The organism is Kutzneria chonburiensis, from assembly GCF_028622115.1.
Taxonomy (GTDB): domain Bacteria; phylum Actinomycetota; class Actinomycetes; order Mycobacteriales; family Pseudonocardiaceae; genus Kutzneria; species Kutzneria chonburiensis.
The window spans coordinates 5536561-5562086 of sequence record NZ_CP097263.1 but is presented as its reverse complement, the minus strand read 5'-3'; the positions used below and the strand labels follow the sequence as shown (position 1 = coordinate 5562086).

The window sequence follows — 25526 nt, the reverse complement described above, 5'->3', positions numbered from 1 at the left end:
TCGCTCGAATGTCGGAGCAAGCGGGCGAGCGGGCCGAGCCGATGCGCATCCCGCCGGTGACCGAGAAGGACCCGGAGCCGGCGTCGGTGTCCTCTGAGGTCCGTACGCCGTCGGTGGCCGAGATCATGGCCATGCTGCCGCAGGCGCGGCGGCCGCACGTCGTGGTCAAGCGGGACCTGCTGCCCGCGATCAGCGTGGCGTCCACGGTGGCGCTCACCGGGCTGCTGGTCGGCTGGCTGTGGTCCATCCTGGCGCCGGCGCAGCGCGTGATCCTGGTGGACGGTCAGCAGCTGCCGCTGCTGGACGAGAGCTACCACCGGTTCGACGACCTTATCCTGTTCGTGCTGCTCGGCCTGGGCATGGGCCTGGTCGTCGGCGGTGTCGTGTGGATGCTGCGGGAACGCCGCGGCCCGGTGATCATGATCGCCGCCGTGCTCGGCTCGGCGCTGGGCGCGTGGCTGGCCATGAAGGTCGGCGTCTCCTGGGCCGGCAGCCACTACGCCCTGTCCGGCACGCCCGCCAACCGCACCGTCTTCGACCAGGCCCCGGTCCTCGAGTCCACGTGGGTCATCCTCGCCCAGCCCCTGGCCACTGCCCTGGCCTACGGCACCCTCACGGCCTGGAACGGCATGGACGACCTGGGCCGCCGCCTCGGCTAACCCCGTTTTGACGCTTGGAAGGGGCCTTCCTCCGCTCCGAGTGGAGGAAGGCCCCCTTCCAAGCTTCAAAGTCAGTTCGTGCTGGGGCGGATGGAGAACTCCGAGAGGGCGGCGGGGATGGCGCGGAGTTCGCGCAGGATGCCGGTCTCACGGTTGAGCACGCGGCGGACCATTCGCAGGCGTCGCAACGGGTTGCGCTCCTCGAGCAGGCCCTGGCGGTCCTCAATGGTCAGCAGGCAGTCGGCGGCCAGCAGGTGGGCCAGGGTGCCCGTGTCGGCGCCGATCTCGGGCTCGGTCCAGTCCTCACGGTGCCAGGCGGCGTTGCAGTAGCGGCGATGTGCGGCCCGCGCCGAATCGGACAACTGGGGCGCGGCGGCGACGCTGGCGCCGGCTACTTCGGCGTCGGGCAGCCATTCCACGCTGCCCAGCAGGTACGGCGCGCTGCCGGAGTCCAGGTCCAGCAGGCGAAACCGGCGCTCGCCCCGGGTCACGATGTCGAACCGGCCGTCGGGCAGCCGGTCGACCTGGCGCAGCGTTGCCGAGCAGCCGACCTCGTGCAGCTGGGAAAGCTCGTCCACATCGGTGACCCAGCCCTGTCTGATCGCCACCACGCCGAAGCTTCGCCCGGTCACCGCGCCGGTCACCAGGTCCACGGTCAGCTGGCGGTAGCGCGGCTCGAAGATGTGCAACGGCAACGACGCCCCGGGCAGCAGCACAGTGCCCAGCGGGAAGATCGGGAGCGTCTCGGCCACGCCGTCTACCGTACGTCGGCGGCCGCCCCCTGCCGGGTGGTCGCAGCACGGCGAACGGGTCCGTGACGAGCATTCCGTGCCCGGTGAACCGGAACAGCGCAGCTGGGCGGCCTCCGGACGGCCCCGGCGGGGAAGTGTGACCAGTGGGCTCCAGAAGTCCGCGCCGGGACAGCACGCGCTGGAGGTTGGTCGCGGCCACGCGGTAGCCCAGCGCCGCCGAGTACAGCCCGCGCAGCGCCGAGATCGTGAACTCCGGCGGCGCCAGGGCGAAGCCGAGGTTGGTGTACGAGAGCTTGGCTCGCAGCCGGCCCTGGGCCCGCCGCACGATGGCCTCGTGGTCGAAGGCGGTGTCCGGCAGGTCGTCGACGGGGTACCAGGCGGTGTCGTCGGGCACCTCGGGGTCGACGTCGCACGGGATCAGGCCGACGAACGCGGTGGCGACGATCCGACCGCCCGGCACCCGGTCCGGGGCGCTGAACACGGCGAGCTGTTCGACATGTGCCAGTTTCCTGACGTCCACCTTCTCGGCCAGCTGCCGGCGGATCGACGCCTCGACGTCCTCGTCGGAACGCAGCCGTCCACCCGGCAGTGACCAGCGGCGAGCGTGCGGTTCCTGAGCGCGCTGCCAGAGCAGGACCTGGAGTGATTCGCGCCTCACCTGGAGCACTGCTGCCAGTACTTCATTGCCTGTTAACCCCGGTTGGCTGATAGGATCTGGCACGTTTTCGATTCTAAGGCGAAAACCGGCGGGACCGCAACTTGGGAGGACATCATGGCCGCTACCGCACAGTTGGAGCGGACCGAGGACGGCTGGACCGGCGTGCAGCCGGACGCCGCCTGGCGGGAGGAGGTCCGCCGACTCGTCGATGAGCACGACGCCGTCCTGCTCGCGCACAACTACCAGCTGCCCGAGATCCAGGACATCGCCGACCACACCGGCGACTCGCTCGCGCTGTCCCGCATCGCGGCCAGCAGCAGCAAGTCGACCATCGTGTTCTGCGGCGTGCACTTCATGGCCGAGACGGCCAAGATCCTCAGCCCGGACAAGCGGGTGCTCATCCCGGACGCCCGCGCCGGCTGCTCGCTGGCCGACTCCATCACCGGGGAGCAGCTGCGCGAGTGGAAGGCCGAGCACCCCGGCGCCGTCGTCGTCTCGTACGTGAACACGACGGCCGACGTCAAGGCCGAGACCGACATCTGCTGCACGTCGTCGAACGCGGTCGACGTGGTCGCCTCGATCCCGGCCGACCGCGAGGTGCTGTTCTGCCCGGACCAGTTCCTCGGCGCGCACGTGCGCCGCGTGACCGGCCGGGACAACGTGCACGTGTGGGCCGGCGAGTGCCATGTCCACGCCGGCATCAACGGCCCCGAGCTGGCCGACCGGGCCGCCGCCAACCCGGACGCCGACCTGTTCATCCACCCCGAGTGCGGCTGCGCCACCTCGGCGCTGTACCTGGCCGGCGAGGGCGCGGTGGCGGCCGAGAAGGTCAAGATCCTCTCGACCGGCGACATGCTGACCGCGGCCCGCGAGACCAAGGCCCGCAGCGTCTTGGTGGCGACCGAGGTCGGCATGCTGCACCAGCTGCGCAAGGCCGCCCCGGAGATCGACTTCCAGGCGGTCAACGACCGGGCCTCCTGCCGGTACATGAAGATGATCACGCCGTCGGCCCTGCTGCGCTGCCTGCGGGACGAGGCCGACGAGGTCTTCGTGGACGCCGACACGGCCGCTCGGGCCCGGGCCTCGGTGCAGCGGATGATCGAGATCGGCCAGCCCGGCGGTGCCGAGTGAAGCCCCGCTGGGAGGCCGATGCCGATCTTGTGGTCGTCGGCACCGGCGTGGCCGGCCTGACCGCCGCGTTGGACGCTCAGGCCCTTGGCCTGCGGGTTCTGGTCGTCACCAAGGCCGAACTGGGCGACGGCAACACGCGCTGGGCGCAGGGCGGCGTGGCCGTCGTGCTGCCCGGTGAGCACGAGGAAGGCGACACCGTCGACCGGCACGTGGCCGACACGCTGACCGCCGGCGCGGGGCTGTGCGACGCCGCCGCGGTGTCGGCGATCGTCAGCGGCGGCCCGGCGGCGGTGACCCGTCTGCGCCGGTGGGGCGCGGTGTTCGACCAGGGTTCGGACGGCAAGCTGGCGCGTACCCGGGAAGGCGGCCACACGGCGTTCCGTGTCGTGCACGCCGGCGGCGACGCGACCGGGGCCGAGGTTGAACGCGCCCTGCTGGCGCAGGCCCGTGACGGCCGGATCGCCATGCTGGACAACCATGTTGCCGTCGAGGCGCTGCGGACGCCGTCCGGCGCGGTCGGTGGATTGCTTGTGCTGGACGGAAACGGCGTTCCCGGCGTGCTGCGGGCCCCGGCCGTGCTGCTGGCCACCGGCGGCCTTGGCCAGCTGTACCAGGCAACGTCGAATCCCGAGGTTGCCACCGCCGACGGCATTGCCTTGGCGCTGCGGGCCGGCGCGGTCGTGGCCGACCTGGAGTTCGTGCAGTTCCACCCGACCGTGCTCTACACCGGTTCCGGTGCTCGCGGGCGGTGTCCGCTGGTGACCGAGGCGGTCCGCGGCGAGGGTGCGGTTCTGTTGGACGCCAACGGTTCCCGGGTGATGCTCGGGGTGCATCCGCTGGCCGACCTGGCGCCACGGGACGTGGTGTCGGCGGCGATCACCCGTCGGATGAACGAGACCGGCACCGATCACGTGTTCCTGGACGCCACCCATCTCGACGGTGACGCGTTCCGTCTTCGCTTCCCGACCGTGTACTCGGCCTGCGCCGCGATCGGTGTCGACCCGGCGGTGGATCCGATTCCCGTTGCTCCGGCGGCACATTTCTCGTGTGGTGGCGTAGTGGCCACTGTGGACGGTCGCACCGCGGTGAACGGTCTCTACGCCGCCGGCGAGGTCGCCCGGTCCGGTCTGCACGGGGCGAACCGCCTGGCGTCCAACAGCTTGCTCGAAGGTCTGGTCGTCGGTTCCCGTGCGGTCAAGGCCATTGCCGCCGATCGGGCCGCCGGTCGGCTCGGCGACCCGCGCAAGGCGGAGCTGGTCGGCTCGCTGGCCGCGGCCGTGACCGAGCGGGATGTCTTGCAGCGCACCATGTCCCGGCACGCGGCCATCGGCCGCAACGTGGAGGGATTGGCCGCGGCCGCCGCGGTGTTGGAGAAGTCGACCGTCGTCCGTCCACTCGGGACGCGCGAGTCGGTCGAGGACGCGGCGCTGACCATGGCCGCGGAGATTTTGCTGGCCGTGGCGGCCGAGCGCACCGAGTCGCGCGGTTGCCATGTCCGTACCGACTATCAGGGCCGTAACGACGCCGTGTGGCAGCGGTCCATCCCCGTGCGACTGGACGCGGCCGGGCGGCCGTTCCTGTTCGAGCGGGCCTTGCTAGGGAGTGGCATGAGCATCGACATCGAGGACATGCGGCGGGTCATCAAGACCGCTTTGGCCGAGGACCTGCGGTACGGGCCGGACGTCACCACGCTGGCCACCGTGCCGTCCGATTCCATTGCCGTCGGCAGTTTCACGCCGCGCAAGCCCGGCACCATCGCCGGCGTGCCAGCGGCTTTGGCCGTGTTGGACGAGGTGACCGACTACGAGGTCGTGTCCCGCGTCGAGGACGGCTCCCGGCTCGCCGCCGGCGAGCCGGCCCTGGTCGTGCGCGGGCCGATTCGTGGTCTCGTCACCGCCGAGCGGACCGCGCTGAACCTGCTGTGTCATCTGTCCGGCATCGCCACCGCCACCGCCGCGTGGGTCGAGGTCATCGCCGGAACCGGTTGTGCCGTCAGGGATTCCCGCAAGACGTTGCCCGGGCTGCGGCTGTTGGAGAAGTACGCCGTGCGCTGCGGCGGCGGCGTCAACCACCGCCTCGGGCTCGGCGACGCCATCCTCATCAAGGACAACCACGTCCAGGCCGCCGGCTCCGTCACCGCGGCCTTGGCCGCCGCCCGCGCCTACGCGCCCGAGCTGTCGTGCGAGGTCGAGGTCGACACCCTCGACCAGCTCGACGAGGCCCTGGCCGCCAACGCCGAACTCGTGCTGCTGGACAACTTCACCCCCGAGCAGTGCGCCGAAGCCTTCCGCCGCACCAAGGCCGCCGGCACCGGCACGCTGCTGGAGGCGTCCGGTGGGCTGACGTTGGACGTGGCCCGGACCTACGCCGAGACCGGCGTCGACTACCTGTCTGTCGGCCGTCTCACACACTCCTCGCCGGCGCTGGATCTGGGGATGGACATGTAGCGAATCGGCCAACGCGGACGGCGGCCGCGGCGCATACTCACGACGTGGCTGACGTCTGGTTACGCCGCACCAACCGGTTTCGGGGCGCGGTTCTGCTTCAATCGAGCATGATCCTCGCGGTCCTGCTGCTGGTTGCGGCGGGCATCGGCCGGACGGATGGCGTGCCCTTCACCGTCACCGGCGCCGTTGCGCTCGGCATCTGGGTCGTCGTGTTCGTGCCCATCGGCGTCTGGCGGCTGCTGCCGCCCAACCGGATCCGGGACGACCGGCTGACTGTTCGCGGCAGCAGCTTTCGGGGCTACTACCTGCCCGAGGTCGAGTTCGCCCGCGTCCACCGGTTCCGGGAGCCGATGGGGCGGATCGGCTATCTCGTGCTCACCGTCAACACCGTCGACATCAAGCTGGCCGACGACAGGTGGAGCCGGTGCTACTACCGGCCGGAGGACGTGCTGGCGTTGGCCGACAGCCTGGCCAAGTCGCCGCACCCCGAGCCGCGGGCCGCCGCGGCCTGGCTGCGGCGGTTCGCCGCCGACCCGAAGGCCCAGCCCTGGCCGCCCTGAGGCCGCTCAGGCGCTGGGGCGGTGGTCTGGTTAGGGTCGGGGTGTGCGTCGACTCCTGCTACCCGCCTCCCTGCTCACCGCTGCCGTGGTCCTCGCGGCGTGCACCGGCGAGCCGACGCCGAGCCGGGCCGGGACCGTCGACGACAACACCACCATCACGCTGGCCGACGCCACCGAGCCGGCCAGCCTGAACCCGGTGCAGGGCTTCGCGCCCGAGGGCGGCTCACGGATGTACGACGGGCTGGTCGGCTACCAGGCCGACCGGACGCTGCGGCCGGTGCTGGCCACGGACCTGCCGCAGCCGTCGCCGGACGGCAAGTCGTGGACGGTGAAGCTGCACGAGCGGGTGCGGTTCGCCGACGGCAGCCCGCTGACCGCGGCCGACGTCGTCGCCGAGTACAACGCGGTGCTCGACCCGGCGGTGAAGTCCCCGCTGCGGCCGGACTTCGACATGCTCGACGGCGTGACGGCGGTCGACGAGCTGACCGTCCGCTTCGACCTGTCGTACCCGTTCCCGTCGTTCCCGACCCGGCTGGTGCTCGGCGTCATCCCGCACACCGCCCTGACCGCCGCGCAGCCGCCCGGCACCGGCGCGTACAGCGTGGCCGGCTGGGACAAGGGCAAGCAGCTCGTGCTGGGGCTGAACAAGTACTACTACGGCGTGCCGCCCAAGGTCGTGAAGGTCACCGTGGTCTTCGTGCCCGACGACGCGACCCGGATCCAGCGGTTGCAGAACGGCGATTTCGACGGCATCGAGGTGCCGCCGTCGGAGGCGGTCGCGGTGGCCAAGTTCGACGGCGTCAAGGTCATCACCGAGGACACCGCCGACTACCGGGCCGTCACGCTGCCGGCGGACAACCCCGTCACGAGCGACCACTCGGTGCGGCTGGCGCTGAACTTCGCGATCGACCGCAAGGACCTCATCGGCAACGCGCTGGGCGGCAAGGGCACGCCGGCCTCCACGCCGATGCCGGACTCGCTGCCCGAGTTCGTCGACCCGCAGGCCGTCTACCGCTTCGACCGGGGGGCCGCCGGCCGCATCCTCGACCAGGCCGGCTGGGTCGCCGGGGCCGACGGCATCCGCGCCAAGGGCGGCGTCCGAGCGGCGTTCACCGTCGGCTACCCGGCCGGCGACCTGGAGCGCCGCGCCATCGCGCAAGCGTTTGCCACCCAGCTCCGGGCCGTCGGCTTCGACGTCACCGCGGTGGCCGGCGCCGGCGTCGCCCAGATCGTCGCCGGCGGCAACCCGTTCGACCCCGACCTGGCCGTCCGCCAGGTCCTGCGCACCGGCGGCACCGCCAACACCACCGGCTACTCCGACGCCGCCGTGGACACGGCCCTCGACACCGCGCACAAGGCCACCGACCCCGCCGCCCGGGCCACCGCCTTCCGGGCCGCCCAGCGGGCCTACCTCGGTGAACCCAGCCTGGTCACGCTGGCCTTCGTCACCCACACCTACGCCGTGCACGACAACTGGGCCGGCTCGGTTGCGATCACCGAGCCGGCTGTGCATGGGCCCCTGACCTGGGGACCGTGGTGGAACCTGGAGACCTGGACCATTCGCTGACCGGCCGGTCGAGCGTGGCCGCGAAACCGGTCAAGGGGCCTCGGTACCCTGAGGCCATGCTCAACCGCACCGACCTGCGTGGTCACGTCCCGTCCGCGGCTCAACTGCGCGTCACCCTGCCGCGCGCCGAGGTCGACGTGGACGCGGTGCTGCATCAGGTGCGGCCGATCGTCGAGGCGGTGCGCGACCGGGGCGTGCCGGCGGTGCTGGAGTTCGCGGAGCGGTTCGACCGGATCAAGCCGGCCTCGGTCCGCGTCCCGCGGGAGCGCGTCGCGCGGGCCCTGGCCGAGCTGGACCCGAAGGTCCGGGAGGCCCTGGAAGAGGCGATCGCGCGGACCCGGAAGGTGCACGCCGACCAGCGCCGCCAGGACAAGACCACCGAGGTGGTGCCGGGCGGCACGGTCACCGAGCGCTGGGTGCCGGTCGGCCGGGTCGGCCTGTACGCGCCCGGCGGCCTTGCGGTGTACCCGTCGACCGTGGTGATGAACGTGGTGCCGGCGCAGACCGCGGGCGTGGGCTCGCTGGTCGTGTGCTCGCCGCCGCAGGCCGAGCACGGCGGCCTGCCGCACCCGACGATCCTGGCGGCGTGCGCGCTGCTGGACGTCGAAGAGGTGTGGGCGGTGGGCGGCGCGCAAGCCATCGCGCTGCTGACCTACGGGGGCGTGGACACCGACGGCGCCGAGCTGGCGGCGGTGGACATGATCACCGGCCCCGGCAACATCTACATGACGGCGGCCAAGCGGCTGCTGCGCGGCCTGGTCGGCATCGACTCCGAGGCCGGCCCGACCGAGATCGCCATCCTGGCCGACGACACGGCCGACCCGGCGCACGTGGCCGCCGACCTGATCAGCCAGGCCGAGCACGACACGCTGGCCGCCAGCGTGCTGGTGACCGACTCGGAGCGGCTGGCCGACGCGGTCGACGCCGAGCTGCACAAGCAGGTCGGCGCGACCAAGCACAGCGCCCGGGTGGCGGAAGCGCTGGCCGGCCGGCAGTCCGGCACCATCCTGGTGTCCACTGTGGACGACGGGCTGAAGGTCGTCGACGCCTACGCGGCCGAGCACCTCGAGATCCAGACGGCCGACGCCCGCGCGGTGGCGGACCGGGTCCGCAACGCCGGCGCGATCTTCGTCGGCGCCTACGCGCCGGTCTCGCTCGGCGACTACTGCGCCGGCTCCAACCACGTGCTGCCCACCGCCGGCTGTGCCCGCCATTCCTCGGGCCTGTCCGTGCAGACCTTCCTGCGCGGCATCCACGTCGTCGACTACACCGAGGACGCGTTGCGCGACGTCGCCGACAAGGTGGTCGCGCTGGCCAATGCCGAGGACCTGCCCGCTCACGGCCAAGCCGTCACCGCACGCTTCAAGGACTCCTGAATGACCAACCCGATTGGCGCGCGCGTCCAGCTCGCCGACCTGCCGCTGCGCGACGACCTGCGCGGCCGCACGCCCTACGGGGCGCCGCAGCTGGACGTGCCGGTTCGCCTCAACACCAACGAGAACCCCTACCCGCCGCCGCCCGAGCTGGTCGCCGACGTCGCCGCCGCGGCGGCCGAGATCGCGACCACGCTGCACCGCTACCCGGACCGCGACGCCATCGAGCTGCGCACCGAGCTCGCCGCGTACCTGGCGTCGTCCACCGGCGTCCCGGTGACCGTGGACAACGTGTGGGCGGCCAACGGTTCCAACGAGATCCTCCAGCAGCTGCTCCAGGCCTTCGGCGGTCCCGGCCGCAGCGCGCTGGGCTTCGAGCCGTCGTACTCGATGCACCCGATCATCGCCGCCGGCACCCGCACCGACTGGGTCCCGACGCCGCGACGCCCCGATTTCTCCCTGGACACCGAGGAAGCGGCCCGGGTCATCGTCGAGCGGGCGCCGGACCTGGTGTTCATCACCAGCCCGAACAACCCGACCGGCCAGGCCATCCCGCTCGACCAGCTGCGCGAGCTGATCGCCGTGACGCCGGGCGTGATCGTCATCGACGAGGCCTACGCCGAGTTCAACGAGCACGCCAGCACCCTGGGCCTGCTCGAGGAGTTCGCCGACAAGCTGGTGGTCACGCGGACCATGAGCAAGGCGTTCGCCTTCGCCGGCGGCCGCCTCGGCTACCTGGCCGCCGCGCCGGCGCTGGTCGACGCGCTGCAGCTGGTCCGCCTGCCGTACCACCTGTCGGCGCTGACCCAGGCCGCCGCGCTGGCCGCGCTGCGGCACGGCGAGCAGACCCTCGAGTCGGTGGCCAAGCTGGTCGCCGAGCGGCACCGGGTGGTGGACTCGTTGGCCGGCATGGGTTTCCAGGTCGTGCCCAGCGACGCCAACTTCGTCCTGTTCGGACGGTTCGACGACGCCAAGGCGGCCTGGCAGTCCTATTTGGACCGTGGCGTGCTGATCAGGGACGTCGGCATCGCCAACCACCTCAGGGTCAGCATCGGGACGCCTGAGGAGAACGACGCGTTCCTGTCGGCCAGCAAGGAGATAGCCAAGTGACCCGGATCGGGCGCATCGAGCGCGCCACCAAGGAGTCCTCCGTGCTGGTCGAGATCGACCTGGACGGCTCGGGCAAGGTCGAGATCGACACCGGCGTGCCGTTCTACGACCACATGCTGACCGCGTTCGGCGTGCACGGCAGCTTCGACCTGGTGGTGCGGGCGACCGGCGACACCCACATCGACGCCCACCACACCGTCGAGGACGTGGCCATCGTGCTGGGCCAGGCGATCCGCCAGGCGCTGGGCGACAAGGCCGGCATCCGCCGCTTCGGCGACTGCTGGATCCCGATGGACGAGGCGCTGGCCCACGCGGCCGTGGACGCCTCGGGGCGGCCGTACTGCGTGCACGTCGGCGAGCCGGAGTCGATGGAGTCCTTCACCGTCGGCAACAACTACGCCACCGTGCTCAACCGGCACGTGTTCGAGTCGCTGGCCTTCCACGCCCAGCTGGCGCTGCACGTCCGCGTGATCCACGGCCGGGACCCGCACCACATCACCGAGGCCGAGTACAAGGCCGTCGCCCGCGCGCTGCGGGCGGCGACCGAGCCCGACCCGCGGGTGTCGGGCGTGCCGTCCACGAAGGGGGTGCTGTGATGCCGCGTGAGTACATCGCCATCGCCCTGCTGGCCGTGTGCGGCTTCCTGATCGGCGGCGTCTACACCATGTGGAAGACGGCCAAGATCGCCGCGACCGTGCTGGCCGTGCTCGCCGTGCTGGCCGCGGGCGGCGCGATCGCCTGGTTCATCTCGAGCTGAGGTACCCGGCGGGCACGTGTTCGGTGAGCCAGACTCCGTTGGCGCTCAACCGGAACACGTGCCCGTCGGCGTGCATGCGGCCGGCGTCGACGGCCAGCACGACCGGCTTGCCGCGACGCGAGCCCACCTTGATCGCCGTGGGGATGTCCGGTGAGAGGTGCACGTCGTGCCGGGTCATCGGCCGCAGTCCCTCGGCCATGATGTCGTCAAGGAACTTGGCCACCGTGCCGTGATAGAGCGTGTCCGGCGGTGTGGTGACCGGCAGATCGAGCTGCACCGGCACGGTGTGGCCCTGGCTGGCCCGGATCCGGGCCCCGGTCTCGTCGAAGGCGAAGCGGCGCTTGTCGTTGGTGGCGACGACGTGGTCGAGTTGTTCCCTGGTGATGCGCATGGCGCCGAGCAGCGCGGCGACGTCCGTCCAGCCGTCGGCGCTGAGCTGGATGCCGATCTCCTCCGGGGCGTGCCGCAGATGTCGCGACAGCCGTTTGGAGAGTCGGATCGTGTCTTTCTCGTTCATGTGCCGGAAGTGTGGGCGGTCGGGGACCCGGCCGTCCACCGATATCAGCCGGCCAGGTCCAACTCGTTGAGCACGTGATCGGCCAGCAGCACGTCGGTGCCGGCCAGGCCGGTCGAGCAGAACAGGGTGATCTGGCCCTCGCTGATCCGGCCGGGCAGCTCGCCGGCGATGATGCCGCCCAGGTGGGCCAGCTTGCGCCCGGTGAAGAACGGGTTGCCGTAGGCGGCGGCCTGCGCCGGCGAGTCGGTGGCCACGATCGCCGCCACGCTGGCGAGTTCCGGCGGCAGTTCGCTGGCCCCGCGCAGCTTGGGCCCGATGGTGTTCACGTGGCAGCCGGGCGAGAACGCGGTGGCCGGCAGCACCGGGCGGGTCGACTTGGTCGCCACCAGCACGACATCGGCGTCCCGTACAGCCTCGACGCTGTCGGCCAGGTCGATTGCATTCAGCCCGAGCTCGTCACGGGCCCGCGCGGCGAACTTGGCCCGGTTGGCCGGCGTCGGCGAGCTCACCCGGACCTCGCTGAACGTCCGCACCGCGCAGGCGGCCCACAGCTGGGCCCAGGACTGCGTGCCGGAGCCGATGACCGCGCAGATCGAGGCGTCGGGTTTGGCCAGCGCGTCGACCGCCGCACCACCCAGCGCGCCGGTACGGAGAGCGCCAAGGGCCGTGCCGACGACGACGCCGCGCAGCGTGCCCACGTTGTCCCACACCGCAACCAGCTGGTCGGCGTGCCCGGGCCACAGGCCGTAGCAGCGGAAACCCACGGTGCCGGAAGCATTTCCACCGACCGTGAACACGAGTTCCGTTGAGCCGACGTCGATTCCGGTGCGCGGCGGGGCCTTGAGCGTGCCGTGGTAGGCATCTACGAGGGCGTCTCGGGAAACTCGGACCGCCGCCCCGGGCAGCAGGGCGGCACGCACATCGGCGTCCGAGATGACCTTCACGTGTCCAGTCTGCGACGGCCGACACCGGCCTTCAAGGCGCGTCGGGCAGCTGCATCCTTATGGCGCAACGGTGATCACTGTGTGGTGGGGACGGCACTCACTCGATACCCCCTCGGCGGCAGCGCGCAGCCGCGGCGCTCCCGGACCGTGGTCGGCCATCCGGTCCTCGGCGTTGACCAGCGTGCACACCTTCAGCGACAGGCAGCCGCAGCCGACGCAGCCGCTCAGTTTGTCGCGAAGTCGTTGCAGGGAGTCGATTCGCGCGTCCAGCTCGGTCTTCCACTCCCGGGACAGCCGGGCCCAGTCGGCCTTGGTCGGCGTGCGCCGCTCGGGCAGTGTCGCCAGCGCCGCGCCGATGTCCTCGAGGCTGAGCCCGACTCGTTGCGCCGTGCGGATGAACGCCAGCCGGCGCAATACCGAGCGTGGGTACCGGCGCTGGTTGCCGGCCGTGCGCTCGGCCGCGATCAGGCCGCGTTCCTCGTAGAACCGCAGTGCCGTCTGCGCGACTCCGCTGCGTTCGGACACCTGGCCGATGGACAGCCAGTCGGGGAGTTTCACCACCCGTTGAGCCTAACCTGGAGTTAACTCGAACGTTCAACCCCCTCGCGGCCGCGGCGCCATGACCGGCAGTTCCGTCCCGGTCGCCGCCGGATTCCGTCCAGCCGAACGGGTTTCACCACCGTGCGCATCACCAGCAACACCGGATGCAGGCGCACCACCTCGCTCACCGCGCGTCGGTGCGGCCCAGGTTCGCCACGTCCATTGCGGTGATGCGGCGGCCCTTGCGGCACCGTGTCCACCCCGGTGCGCAATCTCGCCGCCCTGTTCCGATGCGAGGCCGGCTCGTGCCCCCCGTCGCTGCCGCCCTGTCCCGTCCTGAGCAGGCCGCCCGGGCGTGGCCATCGCCGGCCGGACACGAAGGCCGGGTACGCCGCGTATCTTCCGGCCAGGTCGAGGGGCGTCCGGGCAGCCGGGGCCTAGAGTTGTGGGCAGCGCGGCCGGCCGGACCCGGTTCCGCGTTACGTGCACCCCTGCAACCCGTTACGCAACGGTTTTCATTCAGCCGGTCGGGCCGCACAATCACGGGTATGAACCATGCGATCACCGTGGGAGTCGTCGACTCCGAGGCGCTGGTGCGCGGCGGTATCCGCCGGGTGCTCGAACAGGCGCCGGACGTGCGGGTCGTGGCCGAGGCCGCCAGCGGGCCGGGCGCCGTCGAACTCGTGCGCAAACATCTGCCAAGGGTGCTGCTGATGGACGTCCGGATGCCCGGCTTGGACGGCCTCGCCGCCGCCGAGCAGGTCCGGGCGCTGTCCGCCGGCACCGCTGTCGTGCTGCTCACCTCGGTGGCCGACGACAGCCACATCCGGCGGGCCGTCCGGGCCGGCGCCTCCGGCTTCCTGCTCAAGGACGGCAGTCCCCGCGAGCTCGTCACCGCCGTGCGGGCCGTCGCCGCCGGCGAGGCCATGCTGTCGCCCGCCATCACCCGCCGGGTGCTCGACCGCATCGTCGACATCGACCCCGAACCGGTCGAGCGGGCCCGCACCCTCGTCAACCACCTCACCGGTCGCGAGCGCGAGGTCCTCGGCCTGCTCGCCCAGGGCATGGGCAATCTCCAGATCGCCCGCAAGCTCTATCTCAGCGAGGGCGCGGTCAAGGCCCACGTCAGTCGCCTGCTCACCAAACTCAGCTGCGACAACCGCGTGCAGGCGGCGATTCTGGCGCACAACGCCCGTTTGGTCAGCGCCTGACGGAAAGCGCATTCCGGTGGCGTCCGCCGCCCACCGGGCGCACACCCTATCTTCGCGAGTCCCGCTCAGCGGCAGGGTGATTCACGGGTTGGAGCAGAGTCGGCGTGGACGCCCCGCCGTGCTTTTTCGTGGTCCTGATCCTGGAACTTGCCGAGGCCCCCAGAGTGGCCATGGTAAACCTGACCACGCTGGAGGCCTCTCGCCTTGGTATGTGCTCAGCTGGTGAAGTACCAGAAGTGGTCAGGCCAGTCGCCGCATGGCCACTGAATCAACTGCACACCATCGCTTCCGCTGGCACCGGGAACCGCGAGGCACATGTTGCTGTTGTTGTTGACGATCCGGTACCGGCTGTTTCCGGCGTCGACGAAGTACCAGTAGTGGTCCGGCCAGTTGCCGCACGGCCACTGGATGACCCCTTCGCCCTGCGCCTTGCTCGCCCCGGGAATGGCCAGGCACATGTTGCTGTTGTTGTTGACGATCTTGTAGAGGCCGTTCCCGGCGTCGACGAAGTACCAGTAGTGGTCCGGCCAGGTGCCGCAGCCCAACTGGATGACCCGCTCGCCCTGCGCCTTGCTCGCACCGGGGATCGCCGCACACTTGGTGCCGCTGTTGTTATTGTTGTGGATGCGATAGACCGCCGCGGGTGCGGCTTTCAGCTGTTGAAGAGAGACGGGCGTCTGATTCGTTGACGTTTCGGCGTTCGCGTACTGCGCAGAAGCGCAGAGCGATGCCACCGCGAACATTGCGGCAACAATCCTTGTCACGACCTTCATCTGCATTCCTCCCCTAGGCGGTGTCGGACTCCTGTGGGGCGTGGATCGACATCGCCGCCGACGTATCGGTAACAAGCGGAATGACGCTGTCCGAATCTTCACTCTGTGGTGCGCTGCGTGACAACCATATCAACGGTGCGAGCGGTGTGGGGCGGATTCGGATAACTCGGCAAAATTGGACCGATCGAGTTGTGTCGGGGGCAAATTCTGTGCTTTTAATTTGTTTGCTCAAATGAACATCGGGTGCGGCGGCCGTCCTCGGTCAATCGGTCGCAATGCCTACGAAAATTTTCTCAAGGGTTTGGGCTCACGCGTCGCGGGAGGCCCAGGCGACGACATCGTCCCGGGTGAGGAGACCGAGTTTGGTGCGGATGCGATTGAGCCGATAGGCGACCGTCCGGACGCTGATGCCCAGCCGCGCGGCGATCTCGGGGTTGGTGAGGCCGGCGGGCAGCAGCACGGCGACGTCGTGCTCGTCGGGGGCGAGGACGGGGGCGGCGGGGGATCGGGCCAACGGTCGTGCAAGGCGTAGGCCATGACCTGGTCCCGGGACAGCCGGCCGACCTCGGCGGCGATGCGGTCGATCTGGTCGTCGTCGGGCACGCCCCAGTCGCCGAGGCTGGCCTCGACCTGACGGCGCCACGCCGGCTCGGCGTAGAGCCGGTCGCCGCCGCGGATGTAGCGGGCGGCGCAGAAGAGGCGGATCGCGCGCTCGCCGAGACCGCGGCGGCCGGCGGCCATGGCAAGGCCCTCGAGGGCGAACGGCACCTCGAGCCACGAAGCGGGGGCGTTGCGCAGACTGTCGGCGAAGAAGTCCTCGGCGGACCCCAGAGAACCGCGGCGCAGGGCGATGGTGCCGGCGGTGTGCAACGCCAGGCTCAGGCCGTGGCAGACCGGACCGGCCCGGAACCGCCGAAGAGCACCGGTGATGAGCTCGTCGGCCCGGTCGAGGTCCCCCTGCCAGTGCGCGGTGAGGGCCAACCGCTCCAACACCATGGCGACGGCGGTCTCGTCACGGAGACCGGTGGCGAGATCAAGGGCCTCGGTGAACCGCTCCCGCGCGTCGGCGAGCCGCTCGGTGGCCTGGCAGACCGCACCCATGGTGTACAGGGCGCTGATGAGCGGCACGGGATCGCCGGTGGTGCGGGCGAGCGCCAACGCCTCGGCGAGGTGGGTGACACCCTCCTGGATATCGCCCTGCACGGTCGCGAGGTAGCCGGCGTAGGTGAGCAACAGGCAGCGGTGCTCGGGCCGGATCAGCACCCGGTCCAAGGCGGCCCGCAACAGCTTGCGCCCCTCGGTGAGGAAGCCACGCGGCATCCAGCAGCGGACGGTGGCCATGGTGAGCACGGCATTGCGCTCGTCGTCGACGGACGCGGTCCACCGCACGGCCACCATCAAGTTGTCGATCAATCCCTCCAATCGGCGCTGCGCCGCCAGCGGGAACCACACGGGCTCCCGGACCAGCGGCTGGGCCAGCTCGGTCAACCAGCTCGTCAACCGGTCGTGGGTGGCGGACCCGTCCTCGGAGGCGTCGAGCCGTTCCCGCGCGTACAACCGGATGGACTCCAGCATCCGCAGTCTCGACGAGCCCGCCGTGGTGATCAGCGAGCCGGCCTGGAGGCGGAAGGCCAGCTCGAACACCTGCTCCGGGCGGAACTCGTCGTCGGCGCAGACCGCGATCGCCGTGTCCAGATCGAACGTACCGGCCAGCACCGACAGCCGGCGGAACACGACCTGCTCGCCCGGTCCGAGCAGCTGGTGGCTCCAGTCGATGGCCTGCCGAAGGCTGCGTTGACGTGCGGATCCCGTCCGATGCTGCGTTGTCAACAGCTCCAGCCGGCCGGCCAGCCGATCATGGATCGCGCCCACCGAGAGCATCGGGATCCGGTGCGCGGCGAGCTCGATGGCCAGCGGGCTGCCGTCCAGCTCGGCGCACACGGCGGCGATCTGGGCCACCGTGTCCGAGTCGAGCCCGAAATCCTTGTCCCGCTCACGGGCCCGGTCGACGAACAGCCGCACGGCGTCGCTGCGCAACGGATCCGAGCCGCCGGGCAGCGGCAGTCCGTCGACGGAGAACACCAGCTCGCCGGGGATGGCCAGCGCCTCCCGGCTGGTGGCCAGCACCCGCAGCCCGCGGCAGCGCCGCAGTGCGAGGTCGACGAAGTGCGCGCTCGCGTCGACCAGGTGCTCGCAGTTGTCCAGCACCAGCAGCGTCCGGGTACCACGCAGCACGTCGAACAGGGCGTCGTTGATGGTCCGACCGGGCAGCTCACGCACGCCGAACGCGCCGGCCACGACCTGGGTGATGCGGTCGCCGTCGTCCAGGCTGTCCAGTTCGACCAGCACGGCCCGCTGCGGCAGCCGCCCGGCCACCTCCAGCGCCAGCCGGGTCTTGCCGACACCGGCCGGCCCGACCAGCGTGACCAGCCGGCGCTGCGCCAGCAGCTGGGTCAGCCGCTCGATCTCGGGCCGTCGTCCGACGAAGCTGTCCACCAGCGCCGGCAGCGCCCCCGGGATGTCGGAGTTCATGGCCGACGGTGTGCTGGCCCGCGCGGCCGACGTGGCCCGGCGCCGATAGGCCCGCTGCCGGCACGCGTTCGAGCAGTAGCGCACGCGGTGCGGGTCGGCGAGCACCTTGCCGCAGACCGCGCAACTCCGCTCCGCCAACACCACCGCAGTGACGCTAGCAGCATGTGGAGCGGGCAAAATGATGGTCACCCGATCGCCGGCCGCGTCCACCGCCGTATCCATCGGCCACGGGTTTGCGTCCGTTCGGCGGCGTCGATCGCAACGCTGCGATTCGGCCTCAACGGCCGGCACGCGCGGTGTCGCGCTGACGATCTTGGCATGATGTGTGACCGTGACCGAGCTTGCGAGGATGCTCATCTGGACCCCCGTGCCGACTGCCAAGCTGCAGATCCGGCTGCACGACGAGGGCGAGGGCCCGGCGGTGCTGGTCCCCGTTGGCTCCGGCACCGTGGTCCTGCCGGCCCCGGCGGCGCGCTTCCCGCGCGCGGTGGCGCTGGCCCGCACCTGCCTGCGCATCGGCGAGCGCGCGCTGGCCGTGCGCTGGGACGACAACGCCGTCACCGCGCACCCCATCTACGAGAAGAGCCTGTACGGCTGGGCCTGGGGCGCCCACCGTGACGTCCTCGGGCTGCTGGAGGCGACCAACCCGCGTGGTGGCGCGGCGCGGCTCCTGCTGCGTGCCACGTTCCTCATCAACAGCGACAAGCGGGACCAGCGCAGCCGTCACGACGCCGTGGCGCGGCACTTCGGCGAGACGCTGGACGCCGCCGACCAGGCGATGCTCAAGCGCGTGCAGGACTGGCCGGGCGGCGGTCCGTCGGCGTTGGCGGCGCTGTTCACCGCCGCCGGACGGGACGACGTGGCCCAGGTGGCATCACTGGTCGACGCCGGTCACGCCGACGCGTGGCTGGCCAAGCTGCCGGCCGAGGCCAGCCGCAAGGTCGTCAAGGAGGCCCCGCTGAACACCGTGCTGCCGGTCGTGCCGGTCACGCAGGGGATGGCGCCGTCTTAGCCTTCTTGCGGCCGCCGACGATGAACTTGCGGCCGGGCGTCTCCACGAACGTGTAGAGCGCCCAGGACAGGCCCAGGCTCACGCCGAACATGGCCAGCACGACGATCAGCGCGGCTGGCGCGTTGAGCGAGATCGTGCCCGGCAGCAGCGTCTTCACGGCGCCGAGCACCATGGCGTGCACCATGTAGAACGAGAACGACCACTCGCCAAGGCGCTCCATCACCGGCAGCCGCCACACCGAGTGCGTGCCGCGCAGGTCGGCCATCGCCGCCGCCGGGATCAGCAGGCTGAAGCCGAGCAGCGTGCAGAACGTGTTGCCGAAGGCGCTGGGCAGCGCCGGCACCAGGAAGTAGCCGATCAGGGTCACGCCCAGCGCGACGTCAAGGCCCGGGCCACGCCACCGGCCCAGCATCACCAGCCGGGCCAGCGCGATGCCGAGGGTGAACTCGCCCAGCCGGGCCAGCGGCAGGAAGTACACCGGCCACGACGTCGGGTGCACGGTGATCGCGATCGGCACCGCGATCACCGACAGCGCGCTGACCACCGCGAAGACCACCGCGCCACGGGCCTGCATGTGCCGGGCCAGCCGGCCGAACAGCGGGAACGACACGTAGAACAGCAGCTCGCAGACCAGGGACCAGCTGACCGGATCGAGGCTCTGGTAGTAGAAGTAGTCCGGGAACCACGAGTGCAGCAGGAGCACGTTGGCCACCAGCTGCCCGATCGTCGGCACGAACTCGGAGCCGATGGTCAGCGCCAGCACCAGCGCGAGCGCCGCGCAGACCAGGTGCACCGGGTAGATGCGGGCGACCCGGCGGCGCAGGAAGCCCAGCGCGGTGTCCTTGGGCCGGGACGACCACATCAGCACGAAGCCGGACAGGATGAAGAAGAACGACACGCCGGTGCCGCCGGCCTGGAACACGGTGGCCATCACGTTGGCCGCCGGGCCGGGGCCGAAGAAGCCGAAGTTGCGGACGTGCATGCCGAACACGAGGAAGGCGGCGGCCCAGCGCAGGCCGGTCAGCGACGGCAGGCGCCCACCGAGGGACTCGGTGTGGGAGCTCGTCGACAGGGCCGGAGTGGCCAGCTGGGTCACGGTGCAATCCTTACGATCGTCCGACGGCAGCAGCAGCCGGCTACGGTACGACACCGGCAATAGCCCGTAAGACGGACGAGCTACTCGAATAGTTGGTCTGCCGGGGGAATGCGTTCCGTAGCGTGACGTAGATCACGGTCGATTGGGCCCTCTAAGCTGTGCTCGTGCCCCGTGTAGTCGTGCTGGATTACGGATCAGGGAACCTCCGCTCGGCCGAGCGCGCGCTGCGCCGCATCGGCGCCGACGTCGAGGTGACCGCCGACCATCGTGCCGCGCTGGCCGCGGACGCCCTGGTGGTGCCCGGTGTCGGCGCGTACGCGGCGTGCATGACCGGACTGAACGCCGTGCGCGGCGCCCGCATCATCGGCGAGCGGCTGGCCGGCGGGCGGCCGGTGCTGGGCATCTGCGTCGGCATGCAGATCCTGTTCGAGCGCGGCGTCGAGCACGGCATCGAGTCCGCGGGCTGCGGCGAGTGGCCCGGCACCGTGGAGCGGCTGCACGCGGAAGTGTTGCCGCACATGGGGTGGAACACCGTGCAGGCCGCCGAGGGGTCGATGCTGTTCGACGGCCTCGACGACGACGCGCGGTTCTACTTCGTGCACTCCTACGGCGTGCGCAAGTGGGAGCTGGTGCCGGACAGCGCCACGCTCAAGGCGCCGCTGGTGACGTGGGCCAACCACGGCGAGGACTTCGTCGCCGCGGTGGAGAACGGCGCGCTGTGCGCCACCCAGTTCCACCCGGAGAAGTCCGGCGACGCCGGCGCGCACCTGCTGGAGAACTGGCTGGCCAGCACGCGATAGGGTTTCGCCCGTGACGTTCTACCTGCTCCCCGCCGTCGATGTCGCCGACGGCAAGGCCGTGCGGCTCGTCCAGGGCGAGGCCGGCACCGAGACCTCCTACGGCGACCCGCTGGAGGCCGCGCTCGCGTGGCAGCACGACGGCGCCGAGTGGATCCATCTCGTCGACCTCGACGCCGCGTTCGGCCGCGGCTCCAACCGTGAGCTGCTCGCCGGTGTCGTCGGCAAGCTGGACGTGAAGGTGGAGCTGTCCGGCGGCATCCGCGACGACGAGTCGCTGGCCGCCGCGCTGTCCACCGGGTGCACCCGGGTCAATCTCGGCACCGCCGCGCTGGAGAACCCGCAGTGGTGCGCCAAGGCCATCGCCGAGCACGGCGACAAGGTGGCCGTCGGCCTTGACGTGCGGATCACCGAGCAGGGGCACCGGCTGGCCGCCCGCGGCTGGACGCAGGACGGCGGCGACCTGTGGGACGTGCTGGAGCGGCTGGACCGTGACGGCTGCTCGCGTTATGTGGTGACCGACGTGAGCAAGGACGGCACGTTGCGCGGCCCCAACCTGGAGCTGCTGCGCGCTGTCTGCGACCGGACCGACGCCCCGGTGATCGCCTCCGGCGGTGTGTCCAGTGTGGACGATCTGGTCGCGCTGGCCGGGCTGGCCGCGGACGGCGTCGAGGGCGCCATCGTCGGCAAGGCCCTCTACGCCGGCGCGTTCACTCTCCCTGACGCTCTCGCAGCAACTCGCTGAGCTTGGCCACGATGTAGTGCTCCAGCGCCTCGGTGTTCACGCCGAGGCCCTTGAGCACCTGCGCGCCGACGCCGTCGGCCTCGGCGAGCAGGCCCAGCAGCACGTGTTCGGTGCCGATGAAGTTGTGTTCAAGGCGCAGTGCCTCGCGCACCGCCAGCTCCAGCACCTTGCGCACGCGCGGCGTGAACGGGATGTCCTCGGTGATCTTCTCGTCGGTGTAGGGCGCGGCGACCTTGACCGCGGCGCGGATCTGCTCCTCGGTGATGCCCTGCGCGATCAGGGCCTGCGAGGCCAGGCCCTTGTGCACGGCGATCAGGGCGATCAGCACGTGCTCGGTGCCGATGTAGCGGTGGCCGGCGGCCATCGCCTCGCCGCGGGACCCGACCACCACCTGCCGGGCCAGGTCGGTGAAGCGGCTGAACGGGCCCCAGTCCATCGGTTCTTCCTTGGGCACGAAGCGTTTCTGGGCTGCCTGCTTGCTCACGCCCATGCTGCGGCCGATGTCCGTCCAGGTGGCGCCGGCCCGGCGGGCCTGGTCGACGAAGTGGCCGACCAGGTGGTCGGACAGCTCGCCGAGGCGGTCGGCCTGCACCACCGCCTCGGTGAGCCGTTCCAGCGGGTCGCCGTCGGGGTGCAGGGTGGCGACCAGGTTGATCATGTCGTCGAGTCGTGGCGTCGTCATGTCGTCAACCTTAGGTTGACTTCTCGGCTGCTGTCAACCGTTGGTTGACGCTCGTCGGCGGACCGTGGTGTCCGCGATGACCATCGTCGCCGACAGCAGAATGAGGTCCTTGAGCACGTATTGGCCTTCGAGGGTCGGCATGTGGTCGGGACCGCTGAACAGTTCCGCCGGCATCAGCGCCAGTGGCAGCAGAATGCCGATCGCCCACAGCGCCATCGGGTAGATCGCTATCCGCAGGCCGATGTTCGTGATCAGCGACAGGCCGATCAGGCATTCGATCGTGGCGAACCCGTCCATCGTCAGTCGATCGGGCGCCAGGCCGAGGCTCAGCGTCCGGCTCACCGTCTCCACCATGTGCTCCGCCGGGCTCAGGCCCGGGAAATACTTGAGGAATCCAAAAGTAAGAATGATGCCACCCATGCTGATCCGCAGCAGTCGAACGCTGTTTCTGGTCAGCCACCGGTGGATTCGCAGCTCCATTCGTGCAATCGTTTGCAGGGTAGTCGACACGCGCACCTCCGCAGGGAAGAGGGTTTGCGGGTATGCGGAGACTCGTGGCCGGCTCCGCCGCTCGCAGCGTATTGCCGCCGTGACGGCCGTCGCCATCCCGAGATATGGCTAGGTATAGGCGGAATTACCTAGTTCGCCACGCTAAGTGACGGACGACGCCCGGAAGTCGGTATTCAGTCCGGCTGAGCGAGGGAACTGGCCGCTCGGGCGGGGCGGTCGACGCCGTGACGCGGCACGATGTGGGCGGACAGGAGGAATTCATGACCATCTTGCCGGGCCGTTTCGCTCGCCCGCTGACGATCGCCGACTACGAGCGCCTACCCGAGGACGCCGACACGTGGTGGGAACTCCAAGAAGGCTGCCTGGTGATGATGCCGCCGAGGTTTCCGCTCCCGGCATCGGCCGACGGCGAGCTGCGTTCGCAACTCAAGCCACATCTGCCCGGTGGTCTGGTCATGCTGTCGAACATCGATGTCAATCTGGAGCTCGTGCCGCCGGACGCGCCGGGCCATGTCCGCCGGCCCAACCTCATCGTGATCGACCGGGCGGCCTATGACCGGGCGAACCGGGAGGACGCGCTCCTGCGTGCCTCCGAAGTGCGGCTGGTCGTGGAGATCGTGTCGCGCGGCTCGGCCCGGATGGACCATGTCGTCAAGCGTGGCGAATACGCCGAGGCCGGTATCCCGTACTACTGGATCATCGACCTCAGGCCGGCCGTCTCACTGATCGAATGCCGGCTGGGCGATGACGGCGGTTATCGGGACGCCGGCACCACCATCGGCGAGTTCGTCACTTCGGTGCCGTTTCCGGTGCGCATCGACCTCGGCAGCTTGGACACGCTGAGCACGTAGGGTCGGGGGATGGCTGGGCTGTTCATACGGCGGGTGCGGCTGGACGAGCCGTCGACCGGGCGCTACCCGTTCACGCTGCCGGTGGTCCGCTGGCTGTCCGAAGTGGACGGTCTGGACCTCAAGGCGGGCGTGACCTTCCTGATCGGGGAGAACGGGGCGGGCAAGTCCACGCTGGTGGAGGCGATCGCGGTGGCCGCGGGGTTCAACCCTGAGGGCGGCAGCCAGGACTTCCGGTTCGCGACCGGGGCTACGGAGTCGTCGCTGGGGGACTATCTGACGCTGACGCGGGGCATCGGCCGGCCGCGGACGGGGTTCTTCCTGCGCGCGGAGTCGTACTACAACGTGGCGACGGAGATCGAGCGGCTGGGCGGCGACTCGATCAAGCACTACGGGGGACGCTCGCCGCACGAGAGGTCGCACGGGGAGTCCTTTCTGGACCTCGTGACTCATCGGTTCGGACCGAACGGGCTGTACGTCCTGGACGAGCCGGAGGCGGCGCTGTCGGTGCGAGGGTGCCTGGCGCTGGTGGCGAGGATGGCGGACCTGGTGGACCAGGACTGCCAGCTGATCGTGGCGACGCACTCGCCGGTGCTGCTGTCGCTGCCGGGGGCGGCGATCCTGGAGATGGGGGAGGACGGCGCGATCGAGCCGGTGGACTTCGACCGGGCGCTCCCGGTGCGGCTGACCCGTGAGTTCCTGGCCGACCCGGACCGGTACCTGCGCCACCTGCTCACGGGACCGTAGGCTGGGCCCATGCCCGTCGCAGTCCGTGTGATCCCCTGTCTCGACGTCGACCGGGGCCGAGTCGTCAAAGGCGTCAACTTCACCGATCTCCGCGACGCGGGCGACCCGGTGGAACTGGCGGCGGCCTACGACGCGGCCGGTGCGGACGAGCTGACGTTCCTGGACGTGACGGCCTCGTCGTCGGACCGTGAGACCACGTACGACGTGGTACGGCGCACGGCCGAGCAGGTGTTCATCCCGCTGACGGTCGGTGGCGGCGTGCGCGCGCCGGAGGACGTGGACCGGCTCCTGCGTGCGGGGGCGGACAAGGTCAGCATCAACACGGCGGCGATCGCCCGCCCGGAGCTGCTGCGCGAGTGCTCGCAGCGGTTCGGGGCGCAGTGCATCGTGCTGTCGGTGGACGCGCGCCGGGTGCCGGCCGACGGCCAGCCGACGCCGTCGGGCTTCGAGGTGACCACGCACGGCGGCCGCCGCGGCACCGGCATCGACGCGGTCGAGTGGGCCGCCCGCGGCCAGGAGTTGGGTGTCGGCGAGATCCTGCTCAACTCGATGGACGCCGACGGCACGAAGGCCGGCTTCGACCTGGAGCTGATCCGCCTGGTGCGGTCCCGGGTGAGCGTGCCGCTGATCGCCAGCGGCGGCGCCGGCCAGGTCGACCACTTCCCGCCGGCCATCGAGGCCGGCGCGGACGCCGTGCTGGCCGCGAGCGTGTTCCACTTCGGCACGCTGTCCATCGGCGAGGTGAAGGACGAGTTGCGCGGCGCGGGAGTGGTGATCCGATGAGACAGGTGCTGCCCGGGTCGGCCGCGCCGGTCGAGATCAAGATCGCGGCGCTGGTGCTGGCCGGCGGGGGACTGGTGTTCCTGCTGACGTTCCTCGTGCTGGGCATCCAGGCCGGGGACCTGGGGTCGATCATCCTGCCGGCCCCGGTTGCGGTGATCAGCCTGGGGCTGGGAGCAGGACTGCTCGGGGGGATCCGGCCGGTGCGCATCCCGGCTCTACTGTGGACAGTGCTGTGCGCACTCCTGTACGCCTCGTTCGCGTTGCTGGCCATCGAGGTCTGGATCGCGGTGCTGTCGGGGATCCTGGCGGCGGCGCACGTCTACTCGCTGGTCCTGCAGATCACCCTGCCCGCCCGCCGACACATGGGAAGCACGACGTGAGCGACACCCTCGACCCGAAGATTGCCGGTCGCCTCAAGCGAAACGCCGAAGGGCTGGTGTGCGCGGTCGCGCAACAGCGCGGCACGGGCGAGGTGCTGATGGTGGCGTGGATGGACGACGCGGCCCTGCACCGGACCCTGACCACGCGCGAGGCGACGTACTTCTCGCGCAGCCGGGGCAAGCAGTGGATCAAGGGCGAGACCTCGGGTCACACGCAGCGGGTGCACGAAGTGCGGCTTGACTGCGACGGCGACACGATTTTGCTTGTGGTGGACCAGGAAGGCGGCGCCTGCCACACGGGCGACCGCACCTGTTTCGACGCCGACGAGCTGTTGGCGCCGCCTCCGGCGTAGCGGCTCGACCGCTCGCAATCCGGCAAGATCAAGGGACCGATC

Annotated in this window: 27 protein-coding genes and 3 pseudogenes; 19 read left to right on the top strand and 11 right to left on the bottom strand. The window is 70.6% G+C overall.

Annotated features, from left to right (window positions below; translation table 11 throughout):
• Window positions 1-8 precede the first annotated feature (8 nt).
• Window positions 9-659, top strand: coding sequence for a DUF2567 domain-containing protein (locus M3Q35_RS25100; protein WP_273934962.1), 651 nt, complete (start codon window positions 9-11; stop codon window positions 657-659).
• A 71-nt stretch (window positions 660-730) separates the two neighbouring features.
• On the opposite strand, the gene M3Q35_RS25095 is transcribed toward M3Q35_RS25100, so the two are convergent.
• Together M3Q35_RS25095 and M3Q35_RS25090 are read right to left on the bottom strand one after the other, a co-directional pair.
• Window positions 731-1411: an LON peptidase substrate-binding domain-containing protein gene (locus M3Q35_RS25095; RefSeq protein WP_273934961.1), complete on the bottom strand. Its 681-nt coding sequence runs from the start codon at window positions 1409-1411 to the stop codon at window positions 731-733.
• Window positions 1412-1439: 28 nt separating this feature from the next.
• A pseudogene (locus M3Q35_RS25090) lies at window positions 1440-2078 on the bottom strand (NUDIX hydrolase); the annotation flags it as partial.
• A 105-nt stretch (window positions 2079-2183) separates the two neighbouring features.
• Here M3Q35_RS25090 and nadA point away from each other — a divergent pair.
• The 9 genes and pseudogenes from nadA to M3Q35_RS25045 all read left to right on the top strand — a co-directional run bounded on the left by nadA (window position 2184) and on the right by M3Q35_RS25045 (window position 11014).
• Window positions 2184-3200 (top strand): quinolinate synthase NadA, encoded by a 1017-nt coding sequence (gene nadA / locus M3Q35_RS25085; protein WP_273934960.1) that lies wholly within the window; start codon window positions 2184-2186, stop codon window positions 3198-3200.
• Window positions 3197-4780: pseudogene (locus M3Q35_RS25080) on the top strand (L-aspartate oxidase); the annotation flags it as partial. The gene nadA and the pseudogene M3Q35_RS25080, both read left to right, overlap by 4 nt.
• Window positions 4781-4807: 27 nt before the next feature.
• A complete protein-coding gene (gene nadC, locus M3Q35_RS25075; protein WP_273944454.1) occupies window positions 4808-5647 on the top strand; it encodes a carboxylating nicotinate-nucleotide diphosphorylase in 840 nt (279 codons plus the stop codon).
• Window positions 5648-5691: 44 nt separating this feature from the next.
• The gene (locus tag M3Q35_RS25070; RefSeq protein ID WP_273934959.1) at window positions 5692-6207 is read left to right on the top strand and encodes a hypothetical protein; all 516 of its coding nucleotides are present in this window, start codon (window positions 5692-5694) and stop codon (window positions 6205-6207) included.
• 43 nt (window positions 6208-6250) lie between these two features.
• Complete coding sequence (locus M3Q35_RS25065; protein ID WP_273934958.1) at window positions 6251-7774, top strand: ABC transporter substrate-binding protein; 1524 nt, start codon at window positions 6251-6253, stop codon at window positions 7772-7774.
• A gap of 56 nt (window positions 7775-7830) precedes the next feature.
• Window positions 7831-9150: a histidinol dehydrogenase gene (gene hisD / locus M3Q35_RS25060; protein WP_273934957.1), complete on the top strand. Its 1320-nt coding sequence runs from the start codon at window positions 7831-7833 to the stop codon at window positions 9148-9150.
• Window positions 9151-10257, top strand: a complete 1107-nt coding sequence (locus M3Q35_RS25055; protein WP_273934956.1) for a histidinol-phosphate transaminase — start codon at window positions 9151-9153, stop codon at window positions 10255-10257. It abuts the gene before it with no gap.
• Window positions 10254-10853, top strand: a complete 600-nt coding sequence (gene hisB, locus M3Q35_RS25050; RefSeq protein WP_273934955.1) for an imidazoleglycerol-phosphate dehydratase HisB — start codon at window positions 10254-10256, stop codon at window positions 10851-10853. The genes M3Q35_RS25055 and hisB overlap by 4 nt, the downstream gene beginning before the upstream one ends.
• A complete protein-coding gene (locus M3Q35_RS25045; RefSeq protein WP_273934954.1) occupies window positions 10853-11014 on the top strand; it encodes a hypothetical protein in 162 nt (53 codons plus the stop codon). Before hisB ends, M3Q35_RS25045 begins: the two co-directional genes overlap by 1 nt.
• Here M3Q35_RS25045 and M3Q35_RS25040 read toward each other — a convergent pair.
• From M3Q35_RS25040 to soxR, 3 genes are read right to left on the bottom strand one after another with little or no spacing between them, the layout of a single operon-like run.
• Window positions 11001-11531: an RNA 2'-phosphotransferase gene (locus M3Q35_RS25040; protein ID WP_273934953.1), complete on the bottom strand. Its 531-nt coding sequence runs from the start codon at window positions 11529-11531 to the stop codon at window positions 11001-11003. The genes M3Q35_RS25045 and M3Q35_RS25040 overlap by 14 nt on opposite strands.
• A gap of 44 nt (window positions 11532-11575) precedes the next feature.
• The gene (locus M3Q35_RS25035) at window positions 11576-12475 is read right to left on the bottom strand and encodes an ornithine cyclodeaminase family protein (RefSeq protein WP_273934952.1); all 900 of its coding nucleotides are present in this window, start codon (window positions 12473-12475) and stop codon (window positions 11576-11578) included.
• Between the two features lie 57 nt (window positions 12476-12532).
• Window positions 12533-13036 carry a redox-sensitive transcriptional activator SoxR gene (soxR, locus tag M3Q35_RS25030; protein WP_273934951.1) on the bottom strand — a complete coding sequence of 168 codons (504 nt, stop codon included), beginning with the start codon at window positions 13034-13036 and terminating at the stop codon, window positions 12533-12535.
• A gap of 527 nt (window positions 13037-13563) precedes the next feature.
• Between soxR and M3Q35_RS25025 the strand changes: the two genes are divergently transcribed.
• Window positions 13564-14226, top strand: coding sequence for a response regulator (locus M3Q35_RS25025; RefSeq protein WP_273934950.1), 663 nt, complete (start codon window positions 13564-13566; stop codon window positions 14224-14226).
• 215 nt (window positions 14227-14441) lie between these two features.
• Here the strand turns inward: M3Q35_RS25025 and M3Q35_RS25020 are convergent, their stop codons facing one another.
• The 3 genes and pseudogenes from M3Q35_RS25020 to M3Q35_RS48955 all read right to left on the bottom strand — a co-directional run.
• Window positions 14442-14999: an RICIN domain-containing protein gene (locus tag M3Q35_RS25020; RefSeq protein ID WP_273934949.1), complete on the bottom strand. Its 558-nt coding sequence runs from the start codon at window positions 14997-14999 to the stop codon at window positions 14442-14444.
• Window positions 15000-15306: 307 nt separating this feature from the next.
• The gene (locus tag M3Q35_RS48960) at window positions 15307-15459 is read right to left on the bottom strand and encodes a response regulator transcription factor (RefSeq protein ID WP_420704777.1); all 153 of its coding nucleotides are present in this window, start codon (window positions 15457-15459) and stop codon (window positions 15307-15309) included.
• Window positions 15460-16037: 578 nt separating this feature from the next.
• A pseudogene (locus M3Q35_RS48955) lies at window positions 16038-17531 on the bottom strand (ATP-binding protein); the annotation flags it as partial.
• Between the two features lie 331 nt (window positions 17532-17862).
• Between M3Q35_RS48955 and M3Q35_RS25010 the strand changes: the two are divergent.
• Window positions 17863-18543: a hypothetical protein gene (locus M3Q35_RS25010; protein WP_273934947.1), complete on the top strand. Its 681-nt coding sequence runs from the start codon at window positions 17863-17865 to the stop codon at window positions 18541-18543.
• Here the strand turns inward: M3Q35_RS25010 and M3Q35_RS25005 are convergent.
• The gene (locus M3Q35_RS25005; protein WP_273934946.1) at window positions 18518-19639 is read right to left on the bottom strand and encodes an acyltransferase family protein; all 1122 of its coding nucleotides are present in this window, start codon (window positions 19637-19639) and stop codon (window positions 18518-18520) included. The genes M3Q35_RS25010 and M3Q35_RS25005 overlap by 26 nt on opposite strands.
• 164 nt (window positions 19640-19803) lie before the next feature.
• Between M3Q35_RS25005 and hisH the strand changes: the two genes are divergently transcribed.
• A complete protein-coding gene (hisH, locus tag M3Q35_RS25000) occupies window positions 19804-20439 on the top strand; it encodes an imidazole glycerol phosphate synthase subunit HisH (protein ID WP_273934945.1) in 636 nt (211 codons plus the stop codon).
• A gap of 10 nt (window positions 20440-20449) precedes the next feature.
• The gene (gene priA, locus M3Q35_RS24995; RefSeq protein WP_273934944.1) at window positions 20450-21181 is read left to right on the top strand and encodes a bifunctional 1-(5-phosphoribosyl)-5-((5-phosphoribosylamino)methylideneamino)imidazole-4-carboxamide isomerase/phosphoribosylanthranilate isomerase PriA; all 732 of its coding nucleotides are present in this window, start codon (window positions 20450-20452) and stop codon (window positions 21179-21181) included.
• On the opposite strand, the gene M3Q35_RS24990 is transcribed toward priA, so the two are convergent.
• Both M3Q35_RS24990 and M3Q35_RS24985 read right to left on the bottom strand, forming a co-directional pair.
• On the bottom strand, window positions 21147-21863 hold the full coding sequence (locus M3Q35_RS24990) for a Clp protease N-terminal domain-containing protein (RefSeq protein WP_273934943.1): 717 nt from the start codon (window positions 21861-21863) through the stop codon (window positions 21147-21149). The two genes, priA and M3Q35_RS24990, sit on opposite strands and share 35 nt — an antisense overlap.
• Window positions 21864-21896: 33 nt before the next feature.
• Complete coding sequence (locus M3Q35_RS24985) at window positions 21897-22343, bottom strand: hypothetical protein (RefSeq protein WP_273934942.1); 447 nt, start codon at window positions 22341-22343, stop codon at window positions 21897-21899.
• A gap of 254 nt (window positions 22344-22597) precedes the next feature.
• On the opposite strand from M3Q35_RS24985, the gene M3Q35_RS24980 reads away from it, so the two are divergent.
• Genes M3Q35_RS24980 through hisI form a run of 5 tightly spaced genes read left to right on the top strand, consistent with a single transcriptional unit; the run spans window position 22598 to window position 25484 of the window.
• Complete coding sequence (locus M3Q35_RS24980; RefSeq protein WP_273934941.1) at window positions 22598-23224, top strand: Uma2 family endonuclease; 627 nt, start codon at window positions 22598-22600, stop codon at window positions 23222-23224.
• A 9-nt stretch (window positions 23225-23233) separates the two neighbouring features.
• On the top strand, window positions 23234-23968 hold the full coding sequence (locus tag M3Q35_RS24975; RefSeq protein ID WP_273934940.1) for an AAA family ATPase: 735 nt from the start codon (window positions 23234-23236) through the stop codon (window positions 23966-23968).
• Between the two features lie 9 nt (window positions 23969-23977).
• Window positions 23978-24751: an imidazole glycerol phosphate synthase subunit HisF gene (gene hisF, locus M3Q35_RS24970; RefSeq protein ID WP_273934939.1), complete on the top strand. Its 774-nt coding sequence runs from the start codon at window positions 23978-23980 to the stop codon at window positions 24749-24751.
• On the top strand, window positions 24748-25131 hold the full coding sequence (locus M3Q35_RS24965) for a hypothetical protein (protein WP_273934936.1): 384 nt from the start codon (window positions 24748-24750) through the stop codon (window positions 25129-25131). Before hisF ends, M3Q35_RS24965 begins: the two co-directional genes overlap by 4 nt.
• The gene (hisI, locus tag M3Q35_RS24960) at window positions 25128-25484 is read left to right on the top strand and encodes a phosphoribosyl-AMP cyclohydrolase (RefSeq protein WP_273934934.1); all 357 of its coding nucleotides are present in this window, start codon (window positions 25128-25130) and stop codon (window positions 25482-25484) included. Before M3Q35_RS24965 ends, hisI begins: the two co-directional genes overlap by 4 nt.
• Window positions 25485-25526 lie beyond the last annotated feature (42 nt).

Excerpts from the sequence above, each read along its gene's own strand:
- M3Q35_RS25100 (WP_273934962.1), top strand. The coding sequence starts at position 9 with ATGTCGGAGCAAGCGGGCGAGCGGGCCGAGCCGATGCGCATCCCGCCG.
- nadA (WP_273934960.1), top strand. The coding sequence starts at position 2,184 with ATGGCCGCTACCGCACAGTTGGAGCGGACCGAGGACGGCTGGACCGGC.
- nadC (WP_273944454.1), top strand. The coding sequence starts at position 4,808 with ATGAGCATCGACATCGAGGACATGCGGCGGGTCATCAAGACCGCTTTG.
- hisD (WP_273934957.1), top strand. The coding sequence starts at position 7,831 with ATGCTCAACCGCACCGACCTGCGTGGTCACGTCCCGTCCGCGGCTCAA.
- M3Q35_RS25055 (WP_273934956.1), top strand. The coding sequence starts at position 9,151 with ATGACCAACCCGATTGGCGCGCGCGTCCAGCTCGCCGACCTGCCGCTG.
- M3Q35_RS25045 (WP_273934954.1), top strand. The coding sequence starts at position 10,853 with ATGCCGCGTGAGTACATCGCCATCGCCCTGCTGGCCGTGTGCGGCTTC.
- M3Q35_RS25040 (WP_273934953.1), bottom strand. The coding sequence starts at position 11,531 with ATGAACGAGAAAGACACGATCCGACTCTCCAAACGGCTGTCGCGACAT.
- M3Q35_RS25025 (WP_273934950.1), top strand. The coding sequence starts at position 13,564 with ATGAACCATGCGATCACCGTGGGAGTCGTCGACTCCGAGGCGCTGGTG.
- M3Q35_RS25020 (WP_273934949.1), bottom strand. The coding sequence starts at position 14,999 with ATGAAGGTCGTGACAAGGATTGTTGCCGCAATGTTCGCGGTGGCATCG.
- M3Q35_RS24990 (WP_273934943.1), bottom strand. The coding sequence starts at position 21,863 with ATGACGACGCCACGACTCGACGACATGATCAACCTGGTCGCCACCCTG.
- M3Q35_RS24985 (WP_273934942.1), bottom strand. The coding sequence starts at position 22,343 with ATGGAGCTGCGAATCCACCGGTGGCTGACCAGAAACAGCGTTCGACTG.
- M3Q35_RS24975 (WP_273934940.1), top strand. The coding sequence starts at position 23,234 with ATGGCTGGGCTGTTCATACGGCGGGTGCGGCTGGACGAGCCGTCGACC.
- hisF (WP_273934939.1), top strand. The coding sequence starts at position 23,978 with ATGCCCGTCGCAGTCCGTGTGATCCCCTGTCTCGACGTCGACCGGGGC.
- M3Q35_RS24965 (WP_273934936.1), top strand. The coding sequence starts at position 24,748 with ATGAGACAGGTGCTGCCCGGGTCGGCCGCGCCGGTCGAGATCAAGATC.